The organism is Paraburkholderia sp. CHISQ3 (assembly GCF_030464945.1).
GTDB classification, from domain to species: Bacteria; Pseudomonadota; Gammaproteobacteria; order Burkholderiales; family Burkholderiaceae; genus Paraburkholderia; species Paraburkholderia megapolitana.
Genome location: NZ_JALPRG010000017.1, coordinates 109,320 through 134,947, shown reverse-complemented (window position 1 = coordinate 134,947; position 25,628 = coordinate 109,320). Strand labels below are relative to the sequence as shown.

The 25,628-nt window shown below is 62.2% G+C and carries 20 protein-coding genes; 18 read left to right on the top strand and 2 right to left on the bottom strand.

What is annotated here, in order from left to right; translation table 11 throughout:
• The 13 genes from M0D65_RS31240 to M0D65_RS31180 all read left to right on the top strand — a co-directional run.
• On the top strand, positions 1-368 hold a 368-nt coding region (locus tag M0D65_RS31240; RefSeq protein WP_266255920.1), incomplete at its 5' end, for an ABC transporter ATP-binding protein.
• Positions 365-1,798: a TldD/PmbA family protein gene (locus M0D65_RS31235; RefSeq protein WP_266255919.1), complete on the top strand. Its 1,434-nt coding sequence runs from the start codon at positions 365-367 to the stop codon at positions 1,796-1,798. The genes M0D65_RS31240 and M0D65_RS31235, both read left to right, overlap by 4 nt.
• The gene (locus tag M0D65_RS31230) at positions 1,795-3,132 is read left to right on the top strand and encodes a TldD/PmbA family protein (protein ID WP_266255918.1); all 1,338 of its coding nucleotides are present in this window, start codon (positions 1,795-1,797) and stop codon (positions 3,130-3,132) included. Before M0D65_RS31235 ends, M0D65_RS31230 begins: the two co-directional genes overlap by 4 nt.
• Positions 3,133-3,136: 4 nt before the next feature.
• Positions 3,137-3,685: a GNAT family N-acetyltransferase gene (locus tag M0D65_RS31225; protein ID WP_266255917.1), complete on the top strand. Its 549-nt coding sequence runs from the start codon at positions 3,137-3,139 to the stop codon at positions 3,683-3,685.
• Positions 3,686-3,689: 4 nt separating this feature from the next.
• Positions 3,690-4,241 (top strand): GNAT family N-acetyltransferase, encoded by a 552-nt coding sequence (locus M0D65_RS31220; protein WP_266255916.1) that lies wholly within the window; start codon positions 3,690-3,692, stop codon positions 4,239-4,241.
• A gap of 155 nt (positions 4,242-4,396) precedes the next feature.
• Positions 4,397-4,879 carry a MarR family winged helix-turn-helix transcriptional regulator gene (locus M0D65_RS31215; protein ID WP_266255915.1) on the top strand — a complete coding sequence of 161 codons (483 nt, stop codon included), beginning with the start codon at positions 4,397-4,399 and terminating at the stop codon, positions 4,877-4,879.
• A 372-nt stretch (positions 4,880-5,251) separates the two neighbouring features.
• Complete coding sequence (locus M0D65_RS31210; protein WP_266255914.1) at positions 5,252-6,247, top strand: ABC transporter substrate-binding protein; 996 nt, start codon at positions 5,252-5,254, stop codon at positions 6,245-6,247.
• Positions 6,244-7,101, top strand: coding sequence for an ABC transporter ATP-binding protein (locus M0D65_RS31205; RefSeq protein ID WP_266255913.1), 858 nt, complete (start codon positions 6,244-6,246; stop codon positions 7,099-7,101). Before M0D65_RS31210 ends, M0D65_RS31205 begins: the two co-directional genes overlap by 4 nt.
• A 19-nt stretch (positions 7,102-7,120) precedes the next feature.
• Positions 7,121-7,870, top strand: a complete 750-nt coding sequence (locus M0D65_RS31200) for an ABC transporter permease (RefSeq protein WP_266255912.1) — start codon at positions 7,121-7,123, stop codon at positions 7,868-7,870.
• Positions 7,871-7,895: 25 nt separating this feature from the next.
• Entirely contained in the window at positions 7,896-8,627 is a 732-nt protein-coding gene (locus tag M0D65_RS31195) for an ABC transporter permease (RefSeq protein WP_266255911.1), read from the top strand.
• Between the two features lie 49 nt (positions 8,628-8,676).
• Positions 8,677-9,513 (top strand): carboxylating nicotinate-nucleotide diphosphorylase, encoded by an 837-nt coding sequence (nadC, locus tag M0D65_RS31190; protein ID WP_266255910.1) that lies wholly within the window; start codon positions 8,677-8,679, stop codon positions 9,511-9,513.
• 5 nt (positions 9,514-9,518) lie between these two features.
• Positions 9,519-11,291 (top strand): phosphonate metabolism protein/1,5-bisphosphokinase (PRPP-forming) PhnN, encoded by a 1,773-nt coding sequence (gene phnN, locus M0D65_RS31185; protein WP_266255909.1) that lies wholly within the window; start codon positions 9,519-9,521, stop codon positions 11,289-11,291.
• 36 nt (positions 11,292-11,327) lie between these two features.
• Positions 11,328-12,131 (top strand): FRG domain-containing protein, encoded by an 804-nt coding sequence (locus M0D65_RS31180; RefSeq protein WP_091020474.1) that lies wholly within the window; start codon positions 11,328-11,330, stop codon positions 12,129-12,131.
• Positions 12,132-12,167: 36 nt separating this feature from the next.
• Here the strand turns inward: M0D65_RS31180 and M0D65_RS31175 are convergent, their stop codons facing one another.
• On the bottom strand, positions 12,168-12,551 hold the full coding sequence (locus M0D65_RS31175) for a hypothetical protein (RefSeq protein WP_091020471.1): 384 nt from the start codon (positions 12,549-12,551) through the stop codon (positions 12,168-12,170).
• 230 nt (positions 12,552-12,781) lie between these two features.
• On the opposite strand from M0D65_RS31175, the gene uvrA reads away from it, so the two are divergent.
• Positions 12,782-18,658, top strand: coding sequence for an excinuclease ABC subunit UvrA (gene uvrA, locus M0D65_RS31170; RefSeq protein WP_266255908.1), 5,877 nt, complete (start codon positions 12,782-12,784; stop codon positions 18,656-18,658).
• Between the two features lie 81 nt (positions 18,659-18,739).
• Here the strand turns inward: uvrA and M0D65_RS31165 are convergent, their stop codons facing one another.
• Complete coding sequence (locus M0D65_RS31165) at positions 18,740-19,513, bottom strand: SDR family oxidoreductase (protein WP_266255907.1); 774 nt, start codon at positions 19,511-19,513, stop codon at positions 18,740-18,742.
• Between the two features lie 124 nt (positions 19,514-19,637).
• Here M0D65_RS31165 and M0D65_RS31160 point away from each other — a divergent pair, with 124 nt between their 5' ends.
• The 4 genes from M0D65_RS31160 (at position 19,638) to M0D65_RS31145 (ending at position 25,583) form a co-directional block, all read left to right on the top strand.
• A complete protein-coding gene (locus M0D65_RS31160) occupies positions 19,638-20,552 on the top strand; it encodes a LysR family transcriptional regulator (protein ID WP_091020466.1) in 915 nt (304 codons plus the stop codon).
• Between the two features lie 690 nt (positions 20,553-21,242).
• Positions 21,243-23,006 carry a TonB-dependent receptor plug domain-containing protein gene (locus M0D65_RS31155; protein WP_266255906.1) on the top strand — a complete coding sequence of 588 codons (1,764 nt, stop codon included), beginning with the start codon at positions 21,243-21,245 and terminating at the stop codon, positions 23,004-23,006.
• Positions 23,007-23,009: 3 nt separating this feature from the next.
• Positions 23,010-23,981, top strand: coding sequence for a TonB-dependent receptor (locus M0D65_RS31150; RefSeq protein ID WP_266255926.1), 972 nt, complete (start codon positions 23,010-23,012; stop codon positions 23,979-23,981).
• 21 nt (positions 23,982-24,002) lie between these two features.
• Positions 24,003-25,583, top strand: a complete 1,581-nt coding sequence (locus M0D65_RS31145) for a thioredoxin family protein (RefSeq protein WP_091020463.1) — start codon at positions 24,003-24,005, stop codon at positions 25,581-25,583.
• The last annotated feature ends 45 nt before the right edge of the window (positions 25,584-25,628 follow it).

Here is a 25,628-nt window from a genome sequence, read left to right as displayed (position 1 = left end):
TGCGCTATCCGCACGAATTCTCAGGCGGCCAGCGTCAGCGGATCGCAATCGCACGCGCACTCGCGGTCGAACCAGAACTGCTCGTACTGGACGAGCCGACCAGTGCGCTCGACGTGTCGATCCAGAAGCAGGTACTGAACCTGCTGACGAAACTGCAGAAGAAGTACCAGCTGAGCTATCTGTTCATCACGCACGATCTGGCGGTGATGCGCGCGATGGCGCATCGCGTGATCGTGATGAAGTCGGGGCGCATTGTTGAATCCGGTGATACGCTCGATGTGCTGCGCACACCGTCGCATCCTTATACCCAGTCGTTGCTGGCGTCATCGCTGATCAACCAGCCGGCTTCTTCCAGGACCACCGCATGATTGACGAACGTTGGGCGCAAGCCGCCCGCGCGCTACACAGCGAGGCCGACTTCTGGTCGCTGCGGGTCGTCGACGAGCAGATCGAAGATCACGACGTGCGCAACGATGTCGCACAGCCGCTCAGCACGAACCGCGATCGTGGTGCGATGCTGACCGCATGGGTCGGCGCGGGTGCCGGTTACGCGGCGACAGCGAACCTGTCGGCAGCGGGTCTGCAAGCCGCGCTCGATATCGCGACCGCACGGGCGCACGCAAGCGCCGCGTTGTCGTTGATCGATCATCGCGAGGTGGCGCGGCCTACCGCGAACGGCCGCTACGCATCGCCGAATCTGCAGCAGGCGTTGCCGTCGCGCGCCGAATGGCTCGATCTGCTGCGTCACGAATGCGCGAGCGCGAATCTCGATGCGCGGATCGTCGAGCGCATCGCCGGTGTGCAGATCACGCATACCGACCAGCTGTATATCACCAGCGACGGTGTGCGGATCGATCAGCAGTTCCGCTTCCTGCTGCCGTCAATGAGCGTCGCTGCGCACGCGGACGGCGATACGCAGGTGCGTACGCTCGGCAGCTACGGCACGCTCTCGCAGGGCGGCATCGAGGTGCTGGCGCGTTTCGGCTTCGACGGTGCCGGTGCCCGTGTCGCCGACGAAGCATTGCAACTGCTGGCCGCGCCGAACTGTCCTTCCGGTCCACGCGACCTGTTGCTGATGCCCGACCAGATGATGCTGCAGATCCACGAGTCGATCGGTCATCCGCTCGAGCTGGACCGCATCCTCGGCGACGAGCGCAATTTCGCGGGCTGGAGCTTCGTCAAGCAGGAGATGTTCGGCTCGTATCGCTACGGCTCCGAACTGCTGAACGTGACGTTCGACCCTGAGCTGCGCGAAGAAGCGGCTTCCTATGGCTTCGACGATGACGGCACGGAAGCGAGCAAGCAGTATCTGATTCGCGGCGGCGTGCTCGAGCGCCCGCTGGGCGGCGCGCTTTCGCAGCAGCGTGCGAAGATGCCTGGCGTCGCGAATTCGCGCGCGTCGAACTGGAACCGCCCACCCATCGACCGCATGGCGAACCTCAACATCGAACCGGGCACCAGTACGCTCGACGAAATGATCGGCAACATCGAGCACGGCATCATGATGCGCACGAATACGTCGTGGTCGATCGACGACCATCGCAACAAATTCCAGTTCGGCTGCGAGTTCGGCCAGTTGATCGAAAACGGCAAGCTCACACAAGTGGTGAAGCAGCCGAACTATCGCGGCATCTCGGCGAACTTCTGGCGCAGTCTCGCCGCGGTGGGTAATGCCGGAACGCGCGGTGTGTACGGCACACCATTCTGCGGCAAGGGCGAACCGATGCAGGTCGTACGCGTCGGTCACGCGTCGCCGGCCTGCGTGTTCAGCAACGTCGACGTGTTTGGAGGCGCATGATGAGCGAGCGCGACTGGCAGGCTCATTTCACGCGGCTCGCCGATGAAATCGAAGGTTTGCAGCAAGGGGCGGAAACGACGCTGAGTTCGTTTATTGCCGAACAGTCCGACTTTATCCGCTTCAATGCGGGCAAGGTGCGGCAGATCGGCAGCGTGTCGCAGGGCAAGCTGACGCTGCGGTTGATCGACGGTGCGCGCCAGGCGTATTCGACGTTCACGGTATGCGGCGACCTGCAGCAGGATCTCGACGCAATCGGCGGCGCGCTAGCTGCGCTGCGCGACAGCCTGCGCGATGCCGCGGACGATCCGCATCTGCTGTTCGATACGACGAAGTGGCAGCGCGTGACGCGCCGCTCCGGCCATCTGCCCGATGCGCAGGCATTAATCCGTACCGTGGCTGAGTGCGCGCAAGGACTCGACTTCGTCGGCTTCTACGCGGGCGGGACGATCGTGCGCGGCTTTGCGTCGACAGGCGGCAGCCGCGGCTGGTACGAAGTCGACAGCTTCAATTTCAGCTGGTCGCTGTACGACCCGAGCGGTCGCGCGATCAAGACGACTTACGCAGGCGACGACTGGAGCGATGCGGTATTCGCACAGAAAATCGAACAGGCTGCGGCCCGCTTGCCGGTGCTCGCGTTGACGCCGCGGGCGTTGACGCCTGGCGGCTATCGAGCGTGGCTTGCACCGGCGGCGCTCGAGGAACTGCTCGGCGTGGCGTCGTGGAGCGGTTTCTCCGCGCGAGCGCACGCAACCTCACGCAGCGTATTGCGCAAGCTGCACGCAGGCGAAGCGGCGCTCGATCCACGCGTGACGCTCAGCGAAGACCTGGATCTCGGCATCACGCCGGCCTTCAACGAAGACGGCTACGTGCGCGAGAGCGTGCCGTTGATCGATGCGGGACGCAGTGCCGCGCGCCTGACCAACGCACGCAGCGCGCGCGAGTACAACCTGCAACCGAACGGCGCACTGGCAGCCGAAACACCCGTTGCACTGTCGATGCTGCCAGGCGACCTGCCTGACGACGACGTGCTGGCAAAGCTCGACACGGGCCTGTATATCGGCAATCTCTGGTACGTCAACGTGTCCGATCCGATGAACTGCCGGCTGACCGGCATGACGCGCTTCGCGACGTTCTGGGTCGAGCACGGCAAGATCGTCGCGCCGATCGATGCAATGCGTTTCGACGACAGCCTGTACCACGTGCTCGGCGATCAGCTCGAAGCACTTGGCGCACAGCCCGAACTGCTGCTGAGCGACTCGACCTACGGCGAACGCGCGACCGGCGGCATGCAGTTGCCTGGTGCGCTGGTGCGCTCGTTCGAACTGACTTTGTGAGCGTATGAATCGACCGGTCGATACCACATCTACACAACTGCCTGAAGGTTTGACGCTGCGCGCACTGTGCCCGGCCGATGCCGAGCAGCTTCACGTTTTGATGGGGCTACCTGCATCGATGCACGGCAATCCGCTCAAGCCTTTCGCGACGCTCGCCAGCACGCGTGAGTACATCGAGAAACTCGGTGAGTCGCAGATCGCGATCGTGGCAACGATCGGCGACACGCTGGTTGGCGAAGCAGGGCTGATGTCTAACAAGGGGCGTCGGGCGCATTCGGGATCGATCAGCATCGGTGTGCACGATGCGTGGCATCGGCGCGGCATTGGCCGTGCGCTGATGACCGAACTGCTCGATCTCGCCGACAACTGGCTCGGTCTGCGCCGCGTCGAATTGCGGGTGTTCGCGGACAATCACGCGGCGATTGCGCTGTATCGCGCGTTCGGTTTCGAGGTCGAAGCCCGGCGCCGCGGTGCGGTGTTGCGCGATGGCGTGCTGATCGACGACTATTTCATGGCGCGCTTGCGTGAACCCGCGCCGTTCGCCGCGGGTTAGCACGATGAACGAAGACACAACACGAAACGAAGCGGCAACAGGTAGCCATGTGACAGTGCGAGCCTGCGAGCCCGAGGATATGGCCGCGGTTGCCGCCATTTTCAGCCAGCCTGGCGTGCGACACGGCACGCTGTCGCTCGGCTATCGCAGCGCTGAAGCGATGACTGTCTTGCTGGGCCGCTTCTCCAGCGGAAGCACCTCGATCTGCGCCGAGCTCGACGGCCGTGTAGTCGGGCATGGCGGGTTGCGTGCATATCGACCGACGTGCGCGCATGGAGCGGACTTAAGTATCGCCGTGGACGACGCGTATTGCAGGCGCGGCGTCGGTTCGGCGCTGATGCGGGCGCTGATCGACTGTGCGGACCATTCGCTTGGTTTGCGGCGCCTCGAACTCATGGTGTTCGCCGACAATGCGGCCGCGATTGCGTTGTATCGCAAGTTCGACTTTATCGAAGAGGGCCGCTCGCGCGGTTATGCGATGCAGGACGGCGTACTCGTCGATGCACTGCATATGGCGCGTCTCGTCGATGCACCGCCTCTCGCCACCGTCGTCTGATTGATCTGTTGTCAGATGAGTCCCCCGTATTCCTGACACGCACCTCTGCAAATGCGGCATAGGTCCCACGCGGAAAGTTTGTAGAATGGCGCGGACGTTGCGGGCATCGATTGCCGCTGCGTCCTTCATCTACTTCCGCGAGATCACGACCGATCATGGCGCCGCCCAAGTCTCTTCCCGACCCGATCGCACCGGCGCAACTCGACGCTTCCGGCTATGAATTCTCGGAGCAGATCGGGCATCTGCTGCGCCGTGCCTATCAGCGGCATCTCGCGATCTTCAGCCAGACCATCGACGACCCGCAGCTCACCGCGGTGCAATTCGCCGTGCTCAGTGCGAACCGCCGGCTCGGGCCGTCGTCGATGAGCGATCTCGGCAAGGCGACGGCGATCGACGGGGCAACGGTGCGCGGCATCATCGAGCGTTTGCAGGCGCGTGGGCTCGTCGAGTTGCAGAGTAGCCCCGACGATCGTCGCAAGAGCATCGTCGAGCTGACCGGCCGCGGGCTCGCGCTGCTCGAACAGACCACACCGACGGCCGCGCGCATCAGCGAGCTGACGATGAGCGACCTCAATGCCGTAGAGCGCGTCGCGGTGCTGCATCTGCTGCGCAAACTGTGCGGTCCGGACGGCGAGTAGCTTCCGGGCGCCAAGTGAACGCAAACCACTCGCAAGATGCGCTGCACCAACCTCGGGATGATTTGCAGTGGTGCGCTTTTATAGTGTGTACATGTTTTTCGGTGGTGCGTCGCGGTACCGGTGGAAAGCCCGATGTCAGTCTCGATGCGCTTTCGGAATGTTTTTAATATGTTGAATTCAAAAGGATTTTTATCCGTGTTCAACGACGATTCGGACGCGGGTAAACACCTCTAACCATGGCATGCTCATTGCAACTAATCTTGCAGTTACCGTGTGTACGCTCATTTTGCTACCAGATCGAGCGCGTCGGCGGTGCAGAGCTTCTATAGCCATCGGAGTCCCCATCCGGTTCCCTCGCCTGGAGTGCTATACATGAAGTGTTTCCTCAAACGGGTCTGCGCGACGTTCGGTGCATCGCTGGTTATGGCCGCGGGCGCTCTGCATGGGTCCGCTGCACACGCCGACGAGATCTCGGTGACGCAGTGGGGCAGCAGTCTCTACGGGCTGCCCTATGCGGTAGCGATGGACAAGGGGCTCTTCAAGAAAGCCGGCGTCGACATCACGGGCATTCTGACCTCGGGTGGCGGCGGCACGACGGTGCGCAATATCCTCGCGAGCAAGACGCCGTACGGCGAAGTCGCGGTGGCCGCGGCGCTCGCCGCGCAACGTCAGGGCCTCGATCTGGTGATCGTCAACGTCGGCACGCGCAGCGTCGCGGAAGCATCGATGGTGACGATGCCGAACTCGAACGTACACAGCGTCGCCGATCTGGCCGGCAAGAAAGTCGCGATCACGTCGCCGAAAGGTGTCTCCGAAATGCTGCTGCTAATGGTGCTGAAGGCCAAAGGCGTCGATGCGGACAAGGTGCAGCGCGTCGCGTCCGGCGGCTACGTGAACGGCCTGACGATGCTCGAGCAGGGCGCCGTAGCGGGTGCCGTGCTGATCGAACCGCTGTCGATCATCCGCAAGGACAAGTACCGCACCGTCTATCGCGCCGGCGACGTCCTGCAGCCGATGACTACCTCGGTCGGCATCACCACACGCGAATTCGCCAAGAGCCATCCCGACGAACTACGCGCGATCATCGCGGGTCGTCGCGCGGGTGTCGATGCGACGTATGCCGATCCGGTGGCCGCCGCAAAGCTGCTCGAAACGAGTTTCAAGCTCACGCCTGACGTTGCGCGCGAAGCAGTCGACAACATGGTCAAGTCGCACATGTGGAGCACCGGCGAATTCGATCGCGCCGAGCTCGATCGCATGACGGATGGTCTCAAGCTGATCGGCGAACTGAACGGCGACGTGGACTGGTCGAAACTCGTCGACACGAGCTTCCTGCCCGCCGACCTCAAAGCGAGGAGCAAGCTATGAAAGCGTGGAATGCGCCGCCCGCGTTGCAGATCGTCGAGACGTCGACAGCGCGGACGGCCGTGCCGCAAGAAGCGCATGTCGAGCTGACCGGCGTCACGCGCTACTTCAACAAGAACGGCTCGAAAGAGCTGTTTCATGCATTGGGGCCGATCGATCTGACGCTGACGAAGGGCGAGTTCTTCTCGGTGGTCGGACCGTCCGGTTGCGGCAAATCCACCTTGCTCGATGCACTCGCCGGTCTCGCGAAGCCGAGCTCCGGTACCGTCATGTTCGAGGGGCAGCCGGTGAAGGGTGTGCCCGACGGCGTCGGCGTGGTGTTCCAGGAAGACGCGTCGTTCCCATGGCTGACGGTGCGCGACAATATTTCGTTTGGTCTGCGTATGGCGGGTGTCGACGGTGCGGAGATCGCGCGCCGGGTCGATTACGCACTCGGCTTCATGGGTCTGAAAGATTTTGCGGGCGCGTATCCGGCGCAACTGTCGGGCGGTATGCGGCAGCGTGTGTGCATTGCGCGCACACTGGTGATCCAGCCGCGTTTGATCCTGCTCGACGAACCCTTTGGCGCACTCGATCAGCAGACGCGTCTGCTGATGGGCGACGAACTGCTGCGCCTGTGGCGCGAAACCTCGGCGACCGTGCTGCTGATCACCCACGCACTCGACGAAGCCGCGATGCTGTCCGACCGGGTCGGCGTGATGTCGGCACGACCGGGTCTCTTCATCGACATCGTCGAAACCGGTTGGGAGCGCTCACGCGACAGTCGCGTGGTGTCGACGCCGCGCTTCGGCGAAGTGAACGCGCGCCTGTGGGAGAAGTTGCGGGCCGAATCGCTGAAGGTCATGGGCATGCACTGACCGGACGAAGGAGTTCGAAGTGAAAACCGAAACTGTCGTACGGTTTGTCGTCGTTGCCGGGTTTGTCGCGCTGGTCGAGCTGCTGTGCCGTACCGGTGTGATTCCCGCGGCGGTGCTGGTACCGCCGTCGGCGATGGTGACGCACGGCATCGAGATGCTGCGTGGCGGCAAGTTCGATCGCGATATCGTCACGAGCCTGCTCGATATCGTGGCTGCATCGGTTGTGTCGGTATTGCTCGGCTTTGCGCTCGGGCTCGTGCTGCATGCGCTGCCGTCGGTGCGGCGGCCGCTCGAACCGCTACTGTCGAGCTACTACGCGGTGCCGACGTTCATCTTCTATCCGGTCTTTATCGTGCTGCTCGGCGTCGGCTCGCTGCCGATCATCGCCATCGCCGTGATGCTCGCCGTCGTTACGATGATCACCGCGACACTTAACGGGCTCGACCGGATTCCACGCGCGCTGCACAAGAGCGCCCAGGTGATGCGATTGTCGCCATGGCGCTCGGCGATCCATATCAAGCTGCCCGCGACGCTGCCGTACCTGTTCACCGGCGTGAAGCTGTCGGTCGCGTATGCGTTCATCGGCGTGATTGCCTCGGAGTTCATCCTGTCCGGATCGGGGATCGGCTACGCGATCGGTTATGCGTATAACAATTTTCAGAACGACGACATGTACTCGCTGATGTTGTTCGTTCTGGTGCTCGTCACGCTGGTTAACGTCGTGCTAAACCGGATCGATCACCGGTTCCAGGCGCGTCGGCAACAGTGATGTCACGGGCTACGGAGCGATCGTCATGAGACACTTTACTGATTCGTTGCTGGTCGCTGTGGCGATCGTCGTGTGCTGGCAATGTCTGCACTGGGCGGTCGGCGACAGTTCGATGGGTTCGCCATGGAGCACTGTGCAGGCGCTGTTCGGCATGCTCGGTACGGCTACTTTCTGGAGTAACGTCGGCGAGACCGCACGCGCACTTGCCTATGCGCTCGTCATCGCGCTGGCGGGCGGCGTTGCACTCGGTGTGCTGCTCGGCGTGAATCGCCTGTCGGGCCTCGTCGCAGAACCGATCCTGCTGAACCTGTATTCGCTGCCGAAGGTGACGCTGTATCCGCTGGTGCTGCTGGTATTCGGGCTCGGCCTGTCGGCGAAGGTTGCGTTCGGTGTGATGCACGGTCTGATTCCGATCCTGATGTTCACGATGAACGCGATCCGTCAGATGCGACCGGTGTACCTGCGCGCGTCGAAAACCATGCGGCTGTCGGCGTGGCGCACGGTTACTCACGTCGTGCTGCCGGCCATCTTCCCCGAAATCGTCTCGGGCCTGCGGCTCGGCTTTTCGCTGACGCTGCTCGGCGTGCTGATCGGCGAGATGTTTGCTTCGCAGCGCGGGCTCGGCTATCTGCTGACGAGCGCGATGAATCTCGGCGATATCCGCACGATCATGGCCGTCGCGCTGTTTCTGACCGTGTTCGCGCTGTCGTGCAACGGTCTGCTGATGATGGCCGACCGGCGCCTGAAACATCGCTGAGCGGTTGTGTACGATCGAATCCATTTCCGTTAAGAGAGGTAGGGACACCATGTACGACGTATTCCAGACGGACCGCCTGATCGACCTGTGGTTGACCGAAGACATCGGCTACTGCGACCTCACCGCACAGCTGATGATCGAAGCGCACGAGACCGGTGCGTTCTACATGAATGCACGCGAACCGCTGATCGTCGCCGGTATCGATGTCGCCGCGCGCGTGTTCCGGCGTTACGACTCGACGCTCGACGTTGTCGTGCGTGTGAAGGACGGCGACAAGGTCGATCCGGGCGCGGTGCTGCTCGACGTGCGCGGTAACGCGCGCAGCGTGCTGACCGCGGAACGTACTGCATTGAACATCGTGCAGCGGCTCTCCGGCATTGCCAACCTGACTGCGCAATACGTGGCGGCCGTCGCCGGTACGCGGGCGCGTCTGATCGATACGCGCAAGACAACGCCGGGTCTGCGGATGCTCGAAAAACATGCCGTGACGTGCGGCGGCGGGTTGAATCACCGGCTCGGTCTCGACAACGGCGTGATGATCAAGGACAACCATATCGCCGTGTGCGGTGGCATCTCGAAGGCTGTGCAACGCGCACGCAGGCAACTGCCGGTGCTGACGAAGCTGGAGGTGGAGTGCGATCGCCTGGAACAGGTCGGCGAAGCGCTCGAAGCGGGCGTCGACGTGATCATGCTCGACAACATGTCGGTCGCGGACATGACGCGTGCCGTCGAGATCGTCGGCGGCCGCGTGCAGCTCGAAGCATCGGGCGGTATCAACCTCACGACCATCGGTGCGATCGCGAAGACCGGTGTCGATTACATCTCCACGAGCAAGATCAACCAGGCGGCGTCATGCGTCGACATCGGTCTGGATGATACGGAGTAGCCGTCATGACGGCGGGCATCTTTTTCTTCGTGGTCGGTCCGAGCGGCGCCGGCAAGGATTCGTTGATCGAAGGCGCGCGGCGTCTCGACAGTCGGTTCTATTTCGCGCGCCGCGCGATTACCCGGCCTGCGGGATCTCCCGGCGAAGATCACGAAGCACTCGATGAAACCACGTTCGCTGAACTTGAAGAACGCGGCGAATTTCTGATTACGTGGTCTGCGCACGGTTTGCGTTATGGCCTGCGGCGGGATCTGCTAACGCTGCTCGCCGAAGGTCGTCATGTGATCGCGAACGGCTCGCGCAGCATGATCGCCGAACTGGCGACACGTGTGCCGCGACTCGTTGTGATCGAAGTGAGCGCGCCGGCCGATGTGCTGGCCGCGCGCATTCTCGAGCGTGGCCGCGAGACGCCCGAACAGGTGCGGCTCAGGGTACAGCGCGAAGTTGCACCACACGCGGCCGATGTCGAAACCTGGCGCGTCGTCAACGACGGCACGCTGGAGCAGGGCATCGAGCGTTTCATTGCGGCGCTGGAACATGCCACGAATCCGCCAGCCAGCGCGCCGCTACTGCGCGCGAAGCTCGCCTGCGAAGCGCTCGACGAAACGCAATACGAGGCGTTGCTGCACGACATCCTCGAGCTGCGTTACCCGGACCGCGAGATCGACCGGTTTTTGCTGCACGCATGCAGTCATCTCACCGATGCCGAAGTGCTCGGGCTCGCACGCGTCCGGGCGCGGCTCATGCCGCGCATCGAGTGGCACGAGCCGATCGTCGTCGATAAACATTCGATGGGCGGTATTCCCGGCAGCCGCATCACGCTGATTGTCGTGCCGATCGTCGCCGCGTACGGTCTGGCGATGCCGAAGACATCGTCGCGTGCGATCACATCCGCAGCCGGTACCGCCGACGCGATGGAAACCGTCGCGCGTGTCGATCTCACCGCGCAGGAGGTGCGGCGTTGCGTCGAAGAGGCGCGCGCCTGCATCGCGTGGAACGGCCGGCTCAATCATTCGCTGATCGACGATCGCATCAATGCGTTTACGCGACCGCTCGGGCTCGATACGAACCGCTGGTCGGTGGCGTCGATTTTGTCGAAGAAGGTGTCGGCGGGATCGACGCATGTCATCGTCGATCTGCCATACGGACCGCGCGCAAAGCTGCACACGGCCGACGAAGCGCGCGCGCTCGGCGATCTATTCGAATACGTCGGTACGGGCGTAGGCTTGCATGTGAAGGCGCTCGTCACCGACGGCAGCGGACCGATTGGTCGCGGCATCGGCCCAGCGCTGGAAGTGCGCGACGTCGGTCTCGTGCTCGACAACGATAGCGCTGCGCCCGCCGATCTACGCGACAAGGCGCTGACATTTGCCGCGCATATCCTTGCATGGGCGCCTGGTGTCGGCGACGTGATCGAGGGTCGGCGGATCGCTGCCGGGTTGCTGGCGAGCGGCGCGGCACGCAAGGCGTTCGAGCGTATCGTCGATGCTCAAGGACGCCGCGCGCAGCCGGTACTACCCGGCGCGCACGCGCAGGCGGTGCGCGCCGCGCACGGCGGCACGGTGATGTCGATCGACGGCTGGTCGATTGCGGGCATTGCGCGCGAAGCCGGCGCGCCCGCCGATGCCGGCGCGGGCATCGACCTGCTGTGCCGCGTCGGCCAGACGGTAGCGGCCGGCGACACGCTGTACCTGATTCACGCGAACGACGCGGCTGCACTCGATCGGGCCGCGACCCTGGCCGCGGCCACACTGCAGACGGGTTATCGAATAGAGTAAAGAATGACGAGTGAATGACCGGATGAGGAAATCGAAGTGAAAACGACCGTGGTGTCGAGCTGGCAGCAGTTCATGAACCTGACGGCCGAACTGGACGGATGGGCGTTTCGCGGCCAGCAGGATGCGAACTGGCTGCTGCAGAGTTCGCTGTCGCGCTACCTCGCGGCATTCGTGCCGGACCGTTCGACGTGGCGCATCCAGGAGCAGCGCGCCATTCGCATCTTTCGTCGCAAGGCGCACAACTATCTGTCCGACGTGCGTGCGCTGTCCGACGATCTACGCTGTCTCGGGCTGATGCAGCATCATGGCGCACCGACGCGCTTGCTCGATTTCACGAAATCGCCTTACGTCGCTGCGTTTTTCGCGCTGGAACGGGCCGTGTCCGATGCGGCGATCTTCGCGGTCAACACGCCCGCGCTATGGACCAACCGCGCTTATCCGACCACGACCCCGCACCTGACGCGCGACATGATCGATCCGCGGCGCAAGGGCAACTTCGAGAAATTCTTTCTGACCGACAAGAACCCGGTGATCTGGTTCGGCGAGCCGTCGGAGATGGACCAGCGTCTGATCGCGCAGGCCGGCACGTTTGTGCTGCCGGGGCTGCTGCAAAAGCCACTCGACGAGATCGTCAGCAACTATTCGAGCGACGACGAACTGCTGCGCAAGATCGTATTGCCGCCGTCGGTTCGTGAAGACGCGATGCGTTCGCTGTATCGCATGAACATTACGAACGCGTCGTTGTTTCCGGATATGGAAGGGCTCGCGCGATCGATCGCGCTTGAGCTGGAAATAGTCTGGCCGACTGCATCGGTAAAACACAGCGTCGATGATGCGTGAGTCGCGCGCCGCATGAGCGGAGCGCGGCAACGCAAACTATCGTGGTCGACATCCCTCTTGGGCGAACGTGGTCTCAAGGCTCGCACGCTTGTCGTAGACCCGACGATCGGGATCGTAGGCACGTGGATCGACGGGGCGCTTGTTTGCGATATCGAACTGTGGTGCGCCGACGGCGGGGAGATGCGGCGACGCTTTCTCCGCATCGATTTCCGACGCGAGCTGGGCGCAGCGCTTGTCGTCCGAAGCGGACGACGTGCCTCCCGGACGGCTAACCGCGGTAGCCGCGTTGGCTGCCTGAGGACTCAGGTACCGATGCGGCGGTGCTACCGCCGCCTGGGACGCGGCATCTGCTGCCCAAACGCCTGTCGAACCGATCGCTGCAACCAGCGTGGCGAGCGTGACGGATAAGCGAATCATCATGTTTTCCCATGCACGAATACGAAGACCCGCATTCTATTTTCATTGGCGACACCTTACTGTCATGAAAGGTGTAAAACTGTGATGAAAGATAGAAAACTGTATAAACATACAGTATAGTGTCTCATTCATTCCGCCTTCGCCGGCGCCCATAGTCGGCGGTTGAAGCACGCCGTGTGCCGTATGAGTTCAGGTCGCGAAGCCGGATCAACTCCTTCAGACGGTCAGCCAAATTGTCCTCTCACGGAACCATCCGCATCCGCGGAGCACGCCAGCACAATCTCAAGAACCTCGACCTCGACCTGCACACCGGCGAAATGACGGTGGTGACCGGGCCGTCCGGGTCCGGCAAGTCGAGCCTCGTGTTCGACACGCTGTATGCCGAAGGGCAGCGGCGCTACGTCGAGACGTTCAGCGCCTACGCGCGGCAGTTTCTCGACCGCATGGACCGGCCGCAGGTGGATCGGGTCGACGGTGTGCCGCCCGCCATCGCCATCGACCAGACCAACCCGGTGCGCAGTTCGCGCTCCACGGTCGGCACGATGACCGAGCTGAACGACCACCTGAAGCTGCTGTACGCGCGTGCGGCCGAACTGTTCGACCGCAACAACGCGCAGGCCGTGCGGCACGACACGCCCGAAACGATCTATGCCGAACTGGTGGCACGCGCGGCGGCGGACGACCCGCGGCTTGTGGTGACGTTTCCGGTCGAGTTGCCCGAATCGGCGTCCGATGCGGAGATCGAGCAGTGGCTGTCGGCGAGCGGTTACACGCGCGTGCAGGCGCAGCGCGAAGTTGCGTCGCCCACTGGCACGCGCAAGGTGCTCGATGTGGTCGCCGACCGCTTCCGGCTCGGCAACACGGACAAGGTGCGCGCGGTCGAGGCGATCGAAGCATCGCTGAAGCGCGGCGCGGGGCGTGTGAGCGTCTACGTGCTACCTGCGGACTCCGCTGCGAGCACTCCCGATGCAGAACCACAGATCTGGCGCTTCTCCACCGGCCTGCACAACCCCGATAGCGACCTGCGTTACGCGGACCCGCAGCCCGCGCTGTTCTCGTTCAATTCGGCGTACGGCGCGTGCGAAACCTGCCGCGGCTTCGGTCGCGTGATCGGCGTCGATCTCGGTCTCGTCATTCCAGACGCGCGCAAGACGCTGCGCGGCGGTGCGGTTAAACCGATGCAGACGCCGGCCTGGAAGGAATGTCAGGACGATCTGATGCGCTACGCGGCGAAAGCCGATATCCGTCGCGACACGCCGTGGGTGGAGTTGACCGATGCGGAGCGTCATTGGGTGATCAACGGTTCGCCGGACTGGAACGGCAAGTGGCAAACCCATTGGTACGGCGTGAAACGCTTCTTCGAGTATCTGGAATCGAAGGCGTACAAGATGCACATCCGCGTGCTGCTGTCGAAGTATCGCAGCTACACGCCGTGCGAAACCTGCGGCGGCGCGCGGCTCAAGACCGAATCGCTGCTGTGGCGTCTCGGCACGAAGCCGAATGCGGATGCGGTGCTCGAACCCACGCGCCGGTTTTTGCCGCGCGGTGTCGAGTGGTCGCGCAAGCAACTCGAAGCGCTGCCTGGGTTGACGGTGCACGACGTGATGCTGCTGCCTATCGAGCGCATTCGCCGGTTCTTCGACGACATCGCGCTGCCCAGCGCACTGCTCGACGATGCGTTGAAGCTGCTGCTCGCCGAGGTGCGCACACGGCTCAAATACCTGTGCGACGTCGGGCTCGGTTATCTGACGCTCGACCGGCAAAGTCGCACGCTGTCGGGCGGCGAAGTGCAACGGATCAACCTGACCACGGCGCTCGGTACGTCGCTGACCAAAACGCTGTTCGTTCTCGACGAGCCGAGCATCGGTCTGCATCCGCGCGACCTGAACCGCATCGTCGAAGCGATGCATCGGCTGCGCGATGCGGGCAATACGCTGGTCGTGGTCGAGCACGATCCGTCGGTGATGCTGGCGGCCGATCGTCTGATCGACATGGGGCCCGGTCCTGGCGAGCGGGGCGGCACGATCATTTACGACGGCACACCGGCCGGCATCCGCAGCGTTACCACGTTGACCGGCGACTATCTAAGTGGTCGCCGTCATGTCGCCGATGCCGCGCACTGGTCGCGACGTGAAGTCACGGCGGATACACCGCGCATCGTCCTGGAAGGCGCAAGCGAACATAACCTGCGCGACGTGACGGTCGAGATTCCGTTGCAACGGCTTGTCTGTGTGACGGGTGTATCGGGTTCGGGCAAATCGACGCTGCTGCAAGACGTGCTGCATCCGGCGCTTGCGCGCCACTTCGGCAACCCGACCGAATCGCCGGGCGCGTATCGCAACCTGTCGGGCGCCGAATACCTCAGCGATGTCGTGTTCGTCGACCAGTCGCCGATTGGCAAGACCGCGCGTTCGAATCCGGCCAGCTACGTCGGCGCATTCGACGAAATCCGCAAGCTCTTCACGAAGGCGCCGCTCGCGCAGCAGCGCGGCTACGGCGCGGGCATGTTTAGTTTCAACTCGGGCGACGGTCGTTGCCCGACGTGCGGCGGCTCGGGCTTCGAACACATCGAGATGCAGTTCCTGAGCGACGTGTACCTGCGTTGCCCCGATTGCGACGGACGGCGTTATCGCGCCGAAGTGCTCGAAGTGAAGATCGAGCGCGGTGCGCCGGCGCGCTCGCTTAGCGTCGCCGATGTGCTGGAGCTGACGGTCAGCGAAGCGATCGCATTTTTTGCCGACGACGCGGAAGTGCTGCGTGTCCTGCAGCCTATCGTCGACGTAGGGCTCGAATATGTGAAGCTCGGGCAGCCGGTGCCGACCTTGTCGGGCGGCGAAGCGCAGCGCCTGAAGCTGGCGGGTTTTCTCGCCGAGACCGCGCAGCCGCGTACTACGCGTACCGCAAAGCCGGCCGTAGCGGGGCGGCTCTTCATGTTCGACGAACCGACCACCGGGCTGCACTTCGACGACATCGCGAAGCTGATGCGCGCGTTCGGCAAGCTGCTCGCGGGCGGTCATTCGCTGATCGTGATCGAACACAATCTCGATGTGATCCGTGCCGCCGACTGGCTGATCGATCTCGGGCCGGAAGGCGGCGACGGCGGCGGGCTCGTGCTGTGCGCAGGCACACCCGACGACGTCAAGCAATGCGCGGCATCGCATACCGGCGCGGCGTTGATCCAGTACGACCGCGCGGTGGGCGCCGCCGTCGAGGCTACCGATGGTGTGCCGCTACAAACCTCGCTTGCCGCGGCACGTGCGCGCCGGGCGATCGAAGGCGATGACGTCGTGCGTATTGTCAATGCGCGCGAACACAACCTGAAGGCGCTCGACGTCGATATTCCGCACGGCAAGTTCAACGTGATCACCGGTGTGTCCGGTTCGGGCAAGTCGACGCTCGCGTTCGACATCCTGTTCCACGAAGGGCAGCGCCGCTATCTCGAGTCGCTGAACGCTTACGCGCGCTCGATCGTGCAGCCGGCCGGGCGACCCGAAGTCGACGCGGTGTACGGCATTCCGCCGACGGTCGCGATCGAGCAGCGCCTGTCGCGCGGCGGTCGCAAGAGTACCGTCGCGACGACCTCGGAGGTCTGGCACTTCCTGCGGCTGCTGTACGTAAAACTCGGCATACAGCACTGCATCCACGACGGCACGCCGGTGACGGCGCAAAGCGTCGAATCGATCGCGGCGCAACTGCTGCGCGATCATCGCGGCCAGCACGTCGGCCTGCTTGCGCCGCTCGTCGTCAATCGCAAGGGCGTGTACACCGATCTCGCGAAGTGGGCGAAGGCGCGCGGTAATACGCATCTGCGCGTCGATGGTGAATTCGTGCCGGTGGACCCGTGGCCGAAGCTCGACCGCTTCCGCGAACACACGATCGAATTGCCCGTGGCCGATCTCGTCGTATCGGCGGACGATGAAGCGGAGTTGCGTCGTCGGCTCGACGAGACGCTTGAGATTGGCAAGGGCGTGATGCATCTGCTGGCGCCGCTCGATGGTCTGCAGGATGCGTTAATGAAAGGGCGTGTAACCGCAGGCGTTGGCGACGTGAAGGTGCTGTCTACCAAACGCGCCTGCCCGGTATGCGGCACAAGCTATCCAGAACTCGATCCGCGGATGTTCTCGTACAACAGCAAGCACGGCTGGTGTACGACGTGCGTCGGCACTGGTCTCAAACTCACGCGCGAGCAACGCGCTGCTTATGACGACACTGTGTTGATCGAAGACGGTCGCGGTCGCGAGCAAAGCCTGCCGTCGGAGGAACAGGAACCCGAAGGCGTGGTCGACGAGCCGTGTCCGGACTGCAATGGCACGCGGTTGAATCCGGTCGCGGGGGCGGTCACGTTTAGCTCCAAAGCGATCGTCGATGTCGCGCGCTGGACGGTTACCGATACGCGTCGCTGGATCGACGGTCTCAAGCTGACCGGGCGCGACGCCGGTATTGCGCGCGATGTCGTCAGCGAGATCGGTAGCCGGTTGCAGTTTCTCGAAGAGGTGGGGCTCGGCTATCTGAGCCTCGACCGTGCTGCACCGAGCCTGTCCGGTGGCGAGGCGCAACGCATCCGGCTCGCCGCGCAACTGGGCAGCAATCTGCAGGGCGTCTGCTATGTACTCGATGAACCGACTATCGGTTTGCATCCGCGTGACAACCAGATCCTGTTGAACGCGCTGCGCAAGCTCGGCGACAAGGGCAACACGCTCGTTGTTGTTGAACATGACGAAGACACGATCCGTCGTGCCGACCACATCATCGACATCGGCCCAGGCGCGGGCAAGCGCGGCGGCACACTGGTCGCGCAGGGCAGTGTGGCTGATCTCGCCAAACAGTCCACGTCGCTGACCGGACAGTTTCTCGCACGACCGATCGCGCATCCGCTACAGCCACGCCGCACCGTCGAGTTGGCGCGCAAGAACAAGCCTGCGGTGCCGGAGCAATGGCTCACAGTGCACGGCGCAAAGCTGCACAACCTGCGCAATGTCACAGTCGGCATTCCGCTCGCGCGGCTCGTGGCCGTAACGGGCGTGAGCGGTTCAGGCAAATCGACGCTCGCGCGCGATGTGCTGATGACCAACCTGCTCGATGCGGTCGGCCGCTCGGTGCTGTCGTCGCCGGCCACGCGGCGTGCGCGTAACGCGGTTCAGAGCGCGCCCGCGGCGAACCGCCGTTCGAGCGTGCTTGCGCGCAGCGCACCGCGTCCTGCGTACACGGTGAACCACGTATGGCAGGGCTGCGAATCGATCACCGGCTGGGAAGCGATCGACCGCGTGCTCGAAGTCGATCAGACGCCGATCGGCAAGACACCGCGTTCGTGCCCGGCGACCTATATCGGCGTGTGGGACACGATCCGCAAGCTGTTTGCCGATACGCTCGAAGCGCGGGCGCGCGGCTACACCGCGTCGCGTTTCTCGTTCAATACCGGCGACGGCCGCTGCCCCGCATGCGAAGGCCAGGGCGTCCGTACCATCGGTATGAGCTTTCTGCCCGACGTGAAGGTGCCGTGCGATGTGTGCCACGGGCAGCGTTTCAATCCGGAAACGCTCGCGGTGAGCTGGCGCGGCAAGAACATCGGCGATGTGCTGACGATGGAAATCGACGAAGCCGTCGAGTTTTTCGCGCCGATGTCGAACATCGCGCATCCGCTGCAATTGATGAAGGATGTCGGGCTCGGCTATCTGACGCTGGGTCAACCTTCACCGACGCTGTCGGGTGGCGAAGCGCAGCGTATCAAGCTGGTCACCGAGCTGAGCAAGGTCCGCGACGACATCACACGACGCGGGCAGAAGGCGCCGCACACGCTGTACGTGCTCGACGAACCGACGGTCGGGCTCCACATGGCCGATGTCGCGAAGCTGATCCGCGTGCTGCATCGGCTCGCCGATGCGGGACATAGCGTCGTGGTGATCGAGCACGATCTCGACGTGATCGCCGAAGCGGACTGGATCATCGATCTCGGCCCCGAAGGCGGTGCGAGCGGCGGCACGATCGTCGCAGCGGCTGCGCCGGAGCAACTGGTGCGTGTGGCGCGGAGTCACACGGGCGAGGCGCTGGCGCCGGTACTGGCGCGCAGTGGCGATCAGCCCGCGGTGGAAGCGCAGGTTAGCGTTGGGTGAGAGTTAGAAGATGCGTTCGCCGTGCCTGCGCAGTGCAGAGTGTGAAGTGGCACGGCGAACGTCATCGTGAGTGGCTCGTACTTATTTGGTGGTGTAGCCACCATTGATCAACAACGTCTGACCGGTAATCCACCAGCCGTCCGTCACGAGATGGCGGATCAGCGGCACGACATCCTGAATGTCGGTTAGCCCCGTCTTGCTGAACCCCGACAGCGATGCAGCGGTCTTGTGATACGCGACCGCATCCGCGCCTTCGGCGGGGTAGAAGAACGGCGTATCCATCGGCCCCGGTCCGACAGCCGTCACTGAAATGCCGCGCGCACCAAATTCCTTCGATGCCGCCCGCGTGAAATGCTCGACGGGTGCCTTGCTGCCCGCATAGCTCGCGTAGAAAGGTGTGAACGCACCGAGCAGCGACGTGACGAGCGTCACGAGCTTGCCGTTGTCCTCGAGATGCTTGCCTGCCTCCTTGATGAAAAAGAACGCGCTCTTCGAGTTGACCGCGAACATGTCGTCGTACTCGGCTTCGGTAATCTCGACGAACGGTTTTTTCAGAACCTTGCCGACCGTGTTGATCGCGATGTCGATGCGGCCGAAGGCGCTCTTTGCGTCGGTGAACAGTTTCTCGACTGCGGTCGCCGTCGTTAGATCGGCCTGAAATGCACGCGCGTCGGCACCGGCTTGCTTGATGGCCGCGACGGTTTGTTCCGCCGCGTCCGCCGTCGCTGCGCTGTTGTAGTGAACCGCCACCGCTTTTACGCCGTGCGCCGCGAGATCGCGCGCGATCAGGCCGCCCAGATTCTTGGCGCCGCCCGCGATGAGTGCGACCTTGCCGTTGAGCGAATGATCTGCCATGAAAACCTCCTCGTTACGATGGGACGTTCCAGTCTAGACAAAACATTGTTAAAGATAATCTAGTGAATACTGGATTAATTATCCCGATTCCTGAACAATCGATTCGTGCCAAAGGAAGACGGATATGGACCGACTCGATCAATTGAAGGTGTTCGTGCAGATCGCCGAGATGGGCAGTTTCATCAAGGCCGCGAACCGGCTCGAACTGCCGCGCGCGACGGTGTCCGCGGCGATCCAGCAACTCGAAGCCGCGATGGGCACGCGTCTATTGCACCGGACGACGCGCACGGTGCAGCCGACCGCCGATGGTCTGCTGCTCGTCGAACGCGCGCGCGAACTGCTTGCGCATGCCGACGAACTCGATGGGCTGTTCCATGCGCGACTCGATGTGAGCGGCCGACTCACCGTAGATGTGCCGAGCCGGATCGCGCGTCGTCTGATCGCACCGATGTTGCCGGGGTTGCTGCGGCGTCATCCGAAGCTGGAGCTGGCGCTGCGTTCCACCGATCGTTCGATCGACCTGATCCAGGAGGGCGTCGACTGCGTGATACGCGTGGGGGAACTGACGGATAGCAGTCTCGTCGTCAGGCCGCTTGGGCATATCGCGCTGATCAACTGCGCGAGTCCCGGTTATCTGAACGAACATGGCGTGCCGGCGCATCCGCTGCAACTGGAGCGCGAGCACTGGATGGTCGGCTACGCGTCGCCGACAACCGGGCGCGAACTGCCATGGGAATATCTGACCGATGGCGAAGGGCGCGCGTCGTATGTGGCGGTGCCGAGTCGCGTTATCGTCAACAACGCTGAGAACTATATTGCGTGCTGTCTCGCTGGCGTAGGGTTGATCCAGATTCCGCGCTTCGACGTGCAGTATCTGATCGATCAGGGGCGGCTCGTGGAAGTGATGCCGGAGTGGCGTGCGGCATCGATGGATGTGTCCGCGCTGTATCCGCACCGGCGGCAGCGCTCGCGGCGGCTCAATGTGTTTATCGACTGGTTCGAGGAACTGATGCAACCGCACCTTGAGCATGCGCGTTAGGCGTGTCATGGTGTGCTGCGATTACTCGGTTTCGAGTCAGGTTCGGGACATCAATCGTTACCGCGTGCGACCGCTCTCGTACATTGCGCCATGCATATGCCGTAGTTCGTACTACGGCATATGCCGATGCGTATCGTTTGACACGTACCGTTTGATCTTCAATTTTTCTCAATGAGAATTTTCGTGCTCGCTATCGATTCGATACGTACGCGCCGACGTACTTCCTCTTGCTAAAGCGGCGCGGCCTTCTCGCAAGGCACTTTCGGTGATCGGCAGGCAACACGACAGCGACCCGCTGTCGTCGTACCAATCCTCATCAATACAGAAATTCGTACATCGATATAAGCAAATATCGGTGGACCGGTTTTATTTCAGACCATTACATTCTGGGTTCCTTATAAAAAGAGATACCACGATGCAGCGGAAAATCTATAAGAAATGATGGCCTGATTTCGTAGTCGGGTTGTTGCGACCTGCGTTTCGTCGCGCGGAAAACCTGCTTCCAGATCGCCCGTAATCCCTCTCTCGTACATTTCCATCGCTGGCTTCTCGTCGTAGAGGCCGGATGGGTCACGTCGTGCCTAAGCATCGGCGAGATCTCTTATATAAACAACAATGGGTACTTCGAAAGGTAGCCTGCATTCCATCGGATTCCGACTGATCTGCGTCGGACTGGCGAGTCTGTCTGGCGTGGCCGCATATTCCGTTAGCGCACAGGAAACCACACCGGCCGTTTCCGCAAGTGCGGCGATTACCGCAAGCACACCCGTGGCCGCAAGCGCAGCGCAAGACGTGGTCAAGGGCGATGCCGTGAGTCTCAAACCGGTCGTCGTAACCGGATCGCGGATTCCCCGTTCGCAAAAGGAAGGACCGACGAGTGTGACGGTCATCACCAGCAAGGACATCGAGAGCAAGGGTTACCGGAATGTCTACGATGCGCTGGCGCAGCAAACCCAGAATACGGGATTTACCGAGGGTGCGGACTACGGAAATACCTTCACGCCTGCGGCAAACACGATCGATCTGCGCGGACTAGGACCCAATCACACGCTGGTACTGGTCGATGGACACCGGGTGGCCGATTATCCGGTCGCCTACGACGGCAACGTCAACTTCGTGAACCTCGCGAATATTCCGTCCGAGATGATCGACCGGATCGAGATCCTGAACGGCGCTGCGTCGGCAGTCTACGGTTCCGATGCGATCGCGGGCGTTGTGAACATCATCATGAAGAAGCATATCGATGGTGTGGAGGTGAACGTGAAGGGCGGCACAACACAGGGAGGCGGCGGTACCAACGGTCGCCTGCAGATATCGGGCGGCAAGGACTTCGGCGCGCTGAGTACCGTCTTCGGCATCGAGGTCAGCAAGACCAATCCGATCTGGTCGGCGCAGCGCGACTTCATGTCGTCATCGACGCTCGAGGGAGAGACGCCGACCTCGATCTGGTCGCGCCAGAATCTCGATACCGGACAGTACCTTGGTGGGCCTGCCGCTTGCGGTGCGCTCAGCGGTATCCATGCATTTGGCGGCAGCGTAACGAGCGTCAATGGACAAGGCGGCTCGTATTGCGGCAGCGGCAAGGCGAGGCCGGACTTCTGGACCACCCAGACAGACAACAGTAGCGAGAACGTCTATGCGGGATTCGAGTACCGTCTGAATGACAAGACGACGCTGTTCGGCACGGCCTCAGGTGCATGGGATCAAACCAGAAACAATACGCGCGGACCGATCTGGACGTCGGCCGCGGCGACTACCGGTTACTTTTTCAACCAGACGACGGGCGCAGATGAGGTGTGGAGCAAACGCTTTGCGCCGGAGGAGATTGGCGGCGCGACAGCGTGGGACAAGCAATGGAACGATGTGTCCGGCAATCTTGCTCTCGGTGTGCGCGGTGCAATCGGCGACAGTAGCTGGAACTACGAGGCGACTTATAGTGCGTCCGGCTATCAGAGCCGCGCGACAGTGCCGCGTCTGGATTCATCCATCAATACGTACTATCTGGGACCGCAACTGGGCACAACCGCTGGTGGCGTGCCGATCTACGCACCCAATGCTAACCGCTTTGCAACGCCGCTCACGGCGTCGCAGTTCGCATCGCTTTATAGCGAATCCGCGAGCCAGAACAATACGTGGACGCAGAATCTCAGCCTCAGTGCTAACGGCGATCTGTTCAAATTACCGGCTGGTATGGTCAAGGGAGCCGGCGTGCTCGAGTACGGTACGCAGGGGTTCAGCAATACGGCCGATCCGCTGATCTACCAGGGCGCATACGACAACGCTAACGATACGGGAACCTTTAGCGGCAATCGCAAGCGCTATGCGGCTGCTGTCGAACTCAACATCCCGATCATTCATCAACTTGATGCGACCGTGGCGGGTCGCTATGACGACTACTTCTATAGCGGTCGCAGCGCGGGAAAATTCACCTACCAGCTGGGCCTCGAATATTGACCGATCAACACCTTCCTTGCGAGAGGCAACTACGGGACGAGTTTCCGCGCACCCGATATGAATTATCTCTATCAGGGCAAGCAGAAGGGTTACTTCGAGAGCACCACCGACTATTACCGCTGCAATCAGTCCGGTGAGCCCTTAAGCAATTGCGAGTTCGCGAATGTTTCCCCGGGCTCCAACTATATCCAGACCGGCAACACGAACCTCAGGCCGGAAAACGGCACATCGTGGGGATATGGATTTGTGCTGTCGCCGACTGCGGACGTGGATTTCTCGGCCGATTACTACAACATCCGCATCGACAACCTGGTCACGGTGATCGATCCGGATAACCTGTTGCGTACCGAAGCAAAATGTCGCGAGGGACAACTCAACATCAACTCGCCGGATTGTCAGGACGCGCTGTCGCGCGTGGTGCGCAATCCACTGACGGCAGTGCTTAACCCCGGCGCGATCAACGAGATACTCGTGAACCCGATCAACGCGGCGATGGAGCGGACCAGCGGTTTCGATCTGACCGGCAAGTGGCGTTTCAAGACACACGGATACGGGAATTTTTTGTGGACCGCCAATTTCACGAAAGTCTTGAGCCACAAATACCAGCAGTACGCGAACGGTCCGGTGCAGGACTTGCTGCATTCGCTGCAGAATCCCACTGGTAACCCGGAGTGGCCGGACAAGCTGACCGTCAGCGTGACCTGGTCGATTGCCAAATGGATTTCGACCTTGCAGGTCGAGCGCTACGGCAAGGTGCCCAATGCGGCGCAGACGGCGTACCTGTCGCCGACGGCGCTAGCCAACCTGAGCGTGGCGCATGAGTTCAGCAAAGACACGTCGGTCACGCTGATCGTGAACAACCTGATGAACACCATCAAGCACGACGATTCCGGCGGATGGCCGTACTATACCGTTGGCTACTACATGCCTTACGGGCGGACCTTCTGGCTGGAATTCGATCACCGCTTCAACTGAGCACTACTGGAGAACCAGAACATGAACATTCGACTTCATCATCTGGCGGCATCGATCATGCTGATTGCATCGAGCGCGGGCTTTGCTGCTACCGCACCGTCTGCCGCCCCGACCGCGACCGTACATTTACCGCCTGGCATCGCGTGGCAGCAGGGCGATGTCGACGCAGCATTCGCATTGGCTAAGACCTCCGGCAAACCGTTACTGCTTTATTGGGGCGCTGTCTGGTGTCCGCCTTGCAACCAGGTCAAGGCAACCATTTTCAGTCAGCAGGCATTCAAGGATCGTTCGTCGTTTTTCGTTCCGGTCTATCTCGACGGCGACAGTGCGAATGCGCAGAAGGTAGGCGAGCGATATAAAGTGCGCGGCTATCCAACGATGATCCTGTTCAAACCCGATGGAACCGAAATCACCCGGTTGCCTGGCGAGGCCGATCCCGATCGCTACATGCAGGCGCTATCGGCGGGCTTGAATGCAGCGCACCCGGTCAAGCAGACCTTTGCGATCGCACTGAAAGACGGCGCGAAACTGACTCGCGACGACTGGCGCATGCTGGCCAACTACTCATGGGACACCGATGGCGATTTGCCGGTGCCGGAGGATCGCATCAGTGCGACGTTGCAAACGCTGGCTCGACACGCAAAGGCCGATCACGCACCGGCCGAGTCGCAGCGGCTTGAGTTGACCGCGGTGAACATCGCCGCATCCGGCGATCCGAAACAAAGCAGCACGCTAGACAAGGCCGCTGCGCTGGCAACGTTGCATCAGGTGTTGCAAGACCCCAAGCTTAGCCGCGACGACTTCGATGCTCTGATCGAGAGCCCCGCGGACGACACGACCTATCTCGTCGGCAAGGGCACGCCGGGACAACGCGATCTCGCGAAGCAATGGGACGCGGTGCTCACGCGTCTGGCCGCCGATAGTTCGTTGTCGACGACCGACCGCCTGTCGGCGCTCGATGGCCGGGTGAACCTCGCGCGACTCGACACGCCGAAACCGGCACCGCTCGCTAAACCGCTACTCGATGCAGTGCGCGAGCAGGTAGCCGCGGCGGACAAGGCAACGACCAGTGCGTGGGAACGGCAGTCGGTGATCAGCGAAGGAGCCGAGACGCTGACTGATGCCGGGTTGATCGATGAATCGGATACGTTGCTGAAGTCGTCGATGGGACGTTCGCCCGCTCCGTACTATTTCATGTCGGAACTCGCAGCGAATGCGAAGGCACGTGGCGACAAGGCTGCTGCACTCGACTGGTACCAACGTGCGTACGATGCATCGAGCGGACCGGCGACCCGTCTGCGCTGGGGCGCGAACTACTTCGCTGGAGCCGTCACACTTGCACCTGACGACACTGCACGCATCCAGCACGTTGCATCGGATCTGCTCGTGCAGGCCGGTCAGACGCCTGGCGCGTTCTATGGCACCAACCGACGCGCACTGAACAAGGTCGTCACGCAACTCGCGCAGTGGAACAAGGGCGGGGCACACGATTCGACGGTGAAGGTGATCGTCAAACAGTTCGAAGGCGTGTGCAGCAAGCTGCCTGCCGGCGATGCGGCGCTAGCGACGTGTGAAAGTCTGATCCGGCCGGTTAAGGTTTGAGATTGAACAGCAGGACGAACGGTGCAAGCGATGCGCTGCGGTGAT

Bases quoted from the DNA above. Each gene is read 5' to 3' on its own strand.
- M0D65_RS31225 (WP_266255917.1), top strand. From the start codon at position 3,137: ATGAATCGACCGGTCGATACCACATCTACACAACTGCCTGAAGGTTTG.
- M0D65_RS31215 (WP_266255915.1), top strand. From the start codon at position 4,397: ATGGCGCCGCCCAAGTCTCTTCCCGACCCGATCGCACCGGCGCAACTC.
- M0D65_RS31230 (WP_266255918.1), top strand. From the start codon at position 1,795: ATGATGAGCGAGCGCGACTGGCAGGCTCATTTCACGCGGCTCGCCGAT.
- M0D65_RS31175 (WP_091020471.1), bottom strand. From the start codon at position 12,551: ATGATGATTCGCTTATCCGTCACGCTCGCCACGCTGGTTGCAGCGATC.
- nadC (WP_266255910.1), top strand. From the start codon at position 8,677: ATGTACGACGTATTCCAGACGGACCGCCTGATCGACCTGTGGTTGACC.
- M0D65_RS31165 (WP_266255907.1), bottom strand. From the start codon at position 19,513: ATGGCAGATCATTCGCTCAACGGCAAGGTCGCACTCATCGCGGGCGGC.
- M0D65_RS31160 (WP_091020466.1), top strand. From the start codon at position 19,638: ATGGACCGACTCGATCAATTGAAGGTGTTCGTGCAGATCGCCGAGATG.
- M0D65_RS31195 (WP_266255911.1), top strand. From the start codon at position 7,896: ATGAGACACTTTACTGATTCGTTGCTGGTCGCTGTGGCGATCGTCGTG.
- M0D65_RS31145 (WP_091020463.1), top strand. From the start codon at position 24,003: ATGAACATTCGACTTCATCATCTGGCGGCATCGATCATGCTGATTGCA.
- M0D65_RS31220 (WP_266255916.1), top strand. From the start codon at position 3,690: ATGAACGAAGACACAACACGAAACGAAGCGGCAACAGGTAGCCATGTG.
- M0D65_RS31205 (WP_266255913.1), top strand. From the start codon at position 6,244: ATGAAAGCGTGGAATGCGCCGCCCGCGTTGCAGATCGTCGAGACGTCG.
- M0D65_RS31235 (WP_266255919.1), top strand. From the start codon at position 365: ATGATTGACGAACGTTGGGCGCAAGCCGCCCGCGCGCTACACAGCGAG.
- phnN (WP_266255909.1), top strand. From the start codon at position 9,519: ATGACGGCGGGCATCTTTTTCTTCGTGGTCGGTCCGAGCGGCGCCGGC.
- M0D65_RS31210 (WP_266255914.1), top strand. From the start codon at position 5,252: ATGAAGTGTTTCCTCAAACGGGTCTGCGCGACGTTCGGTGCATCGCTG.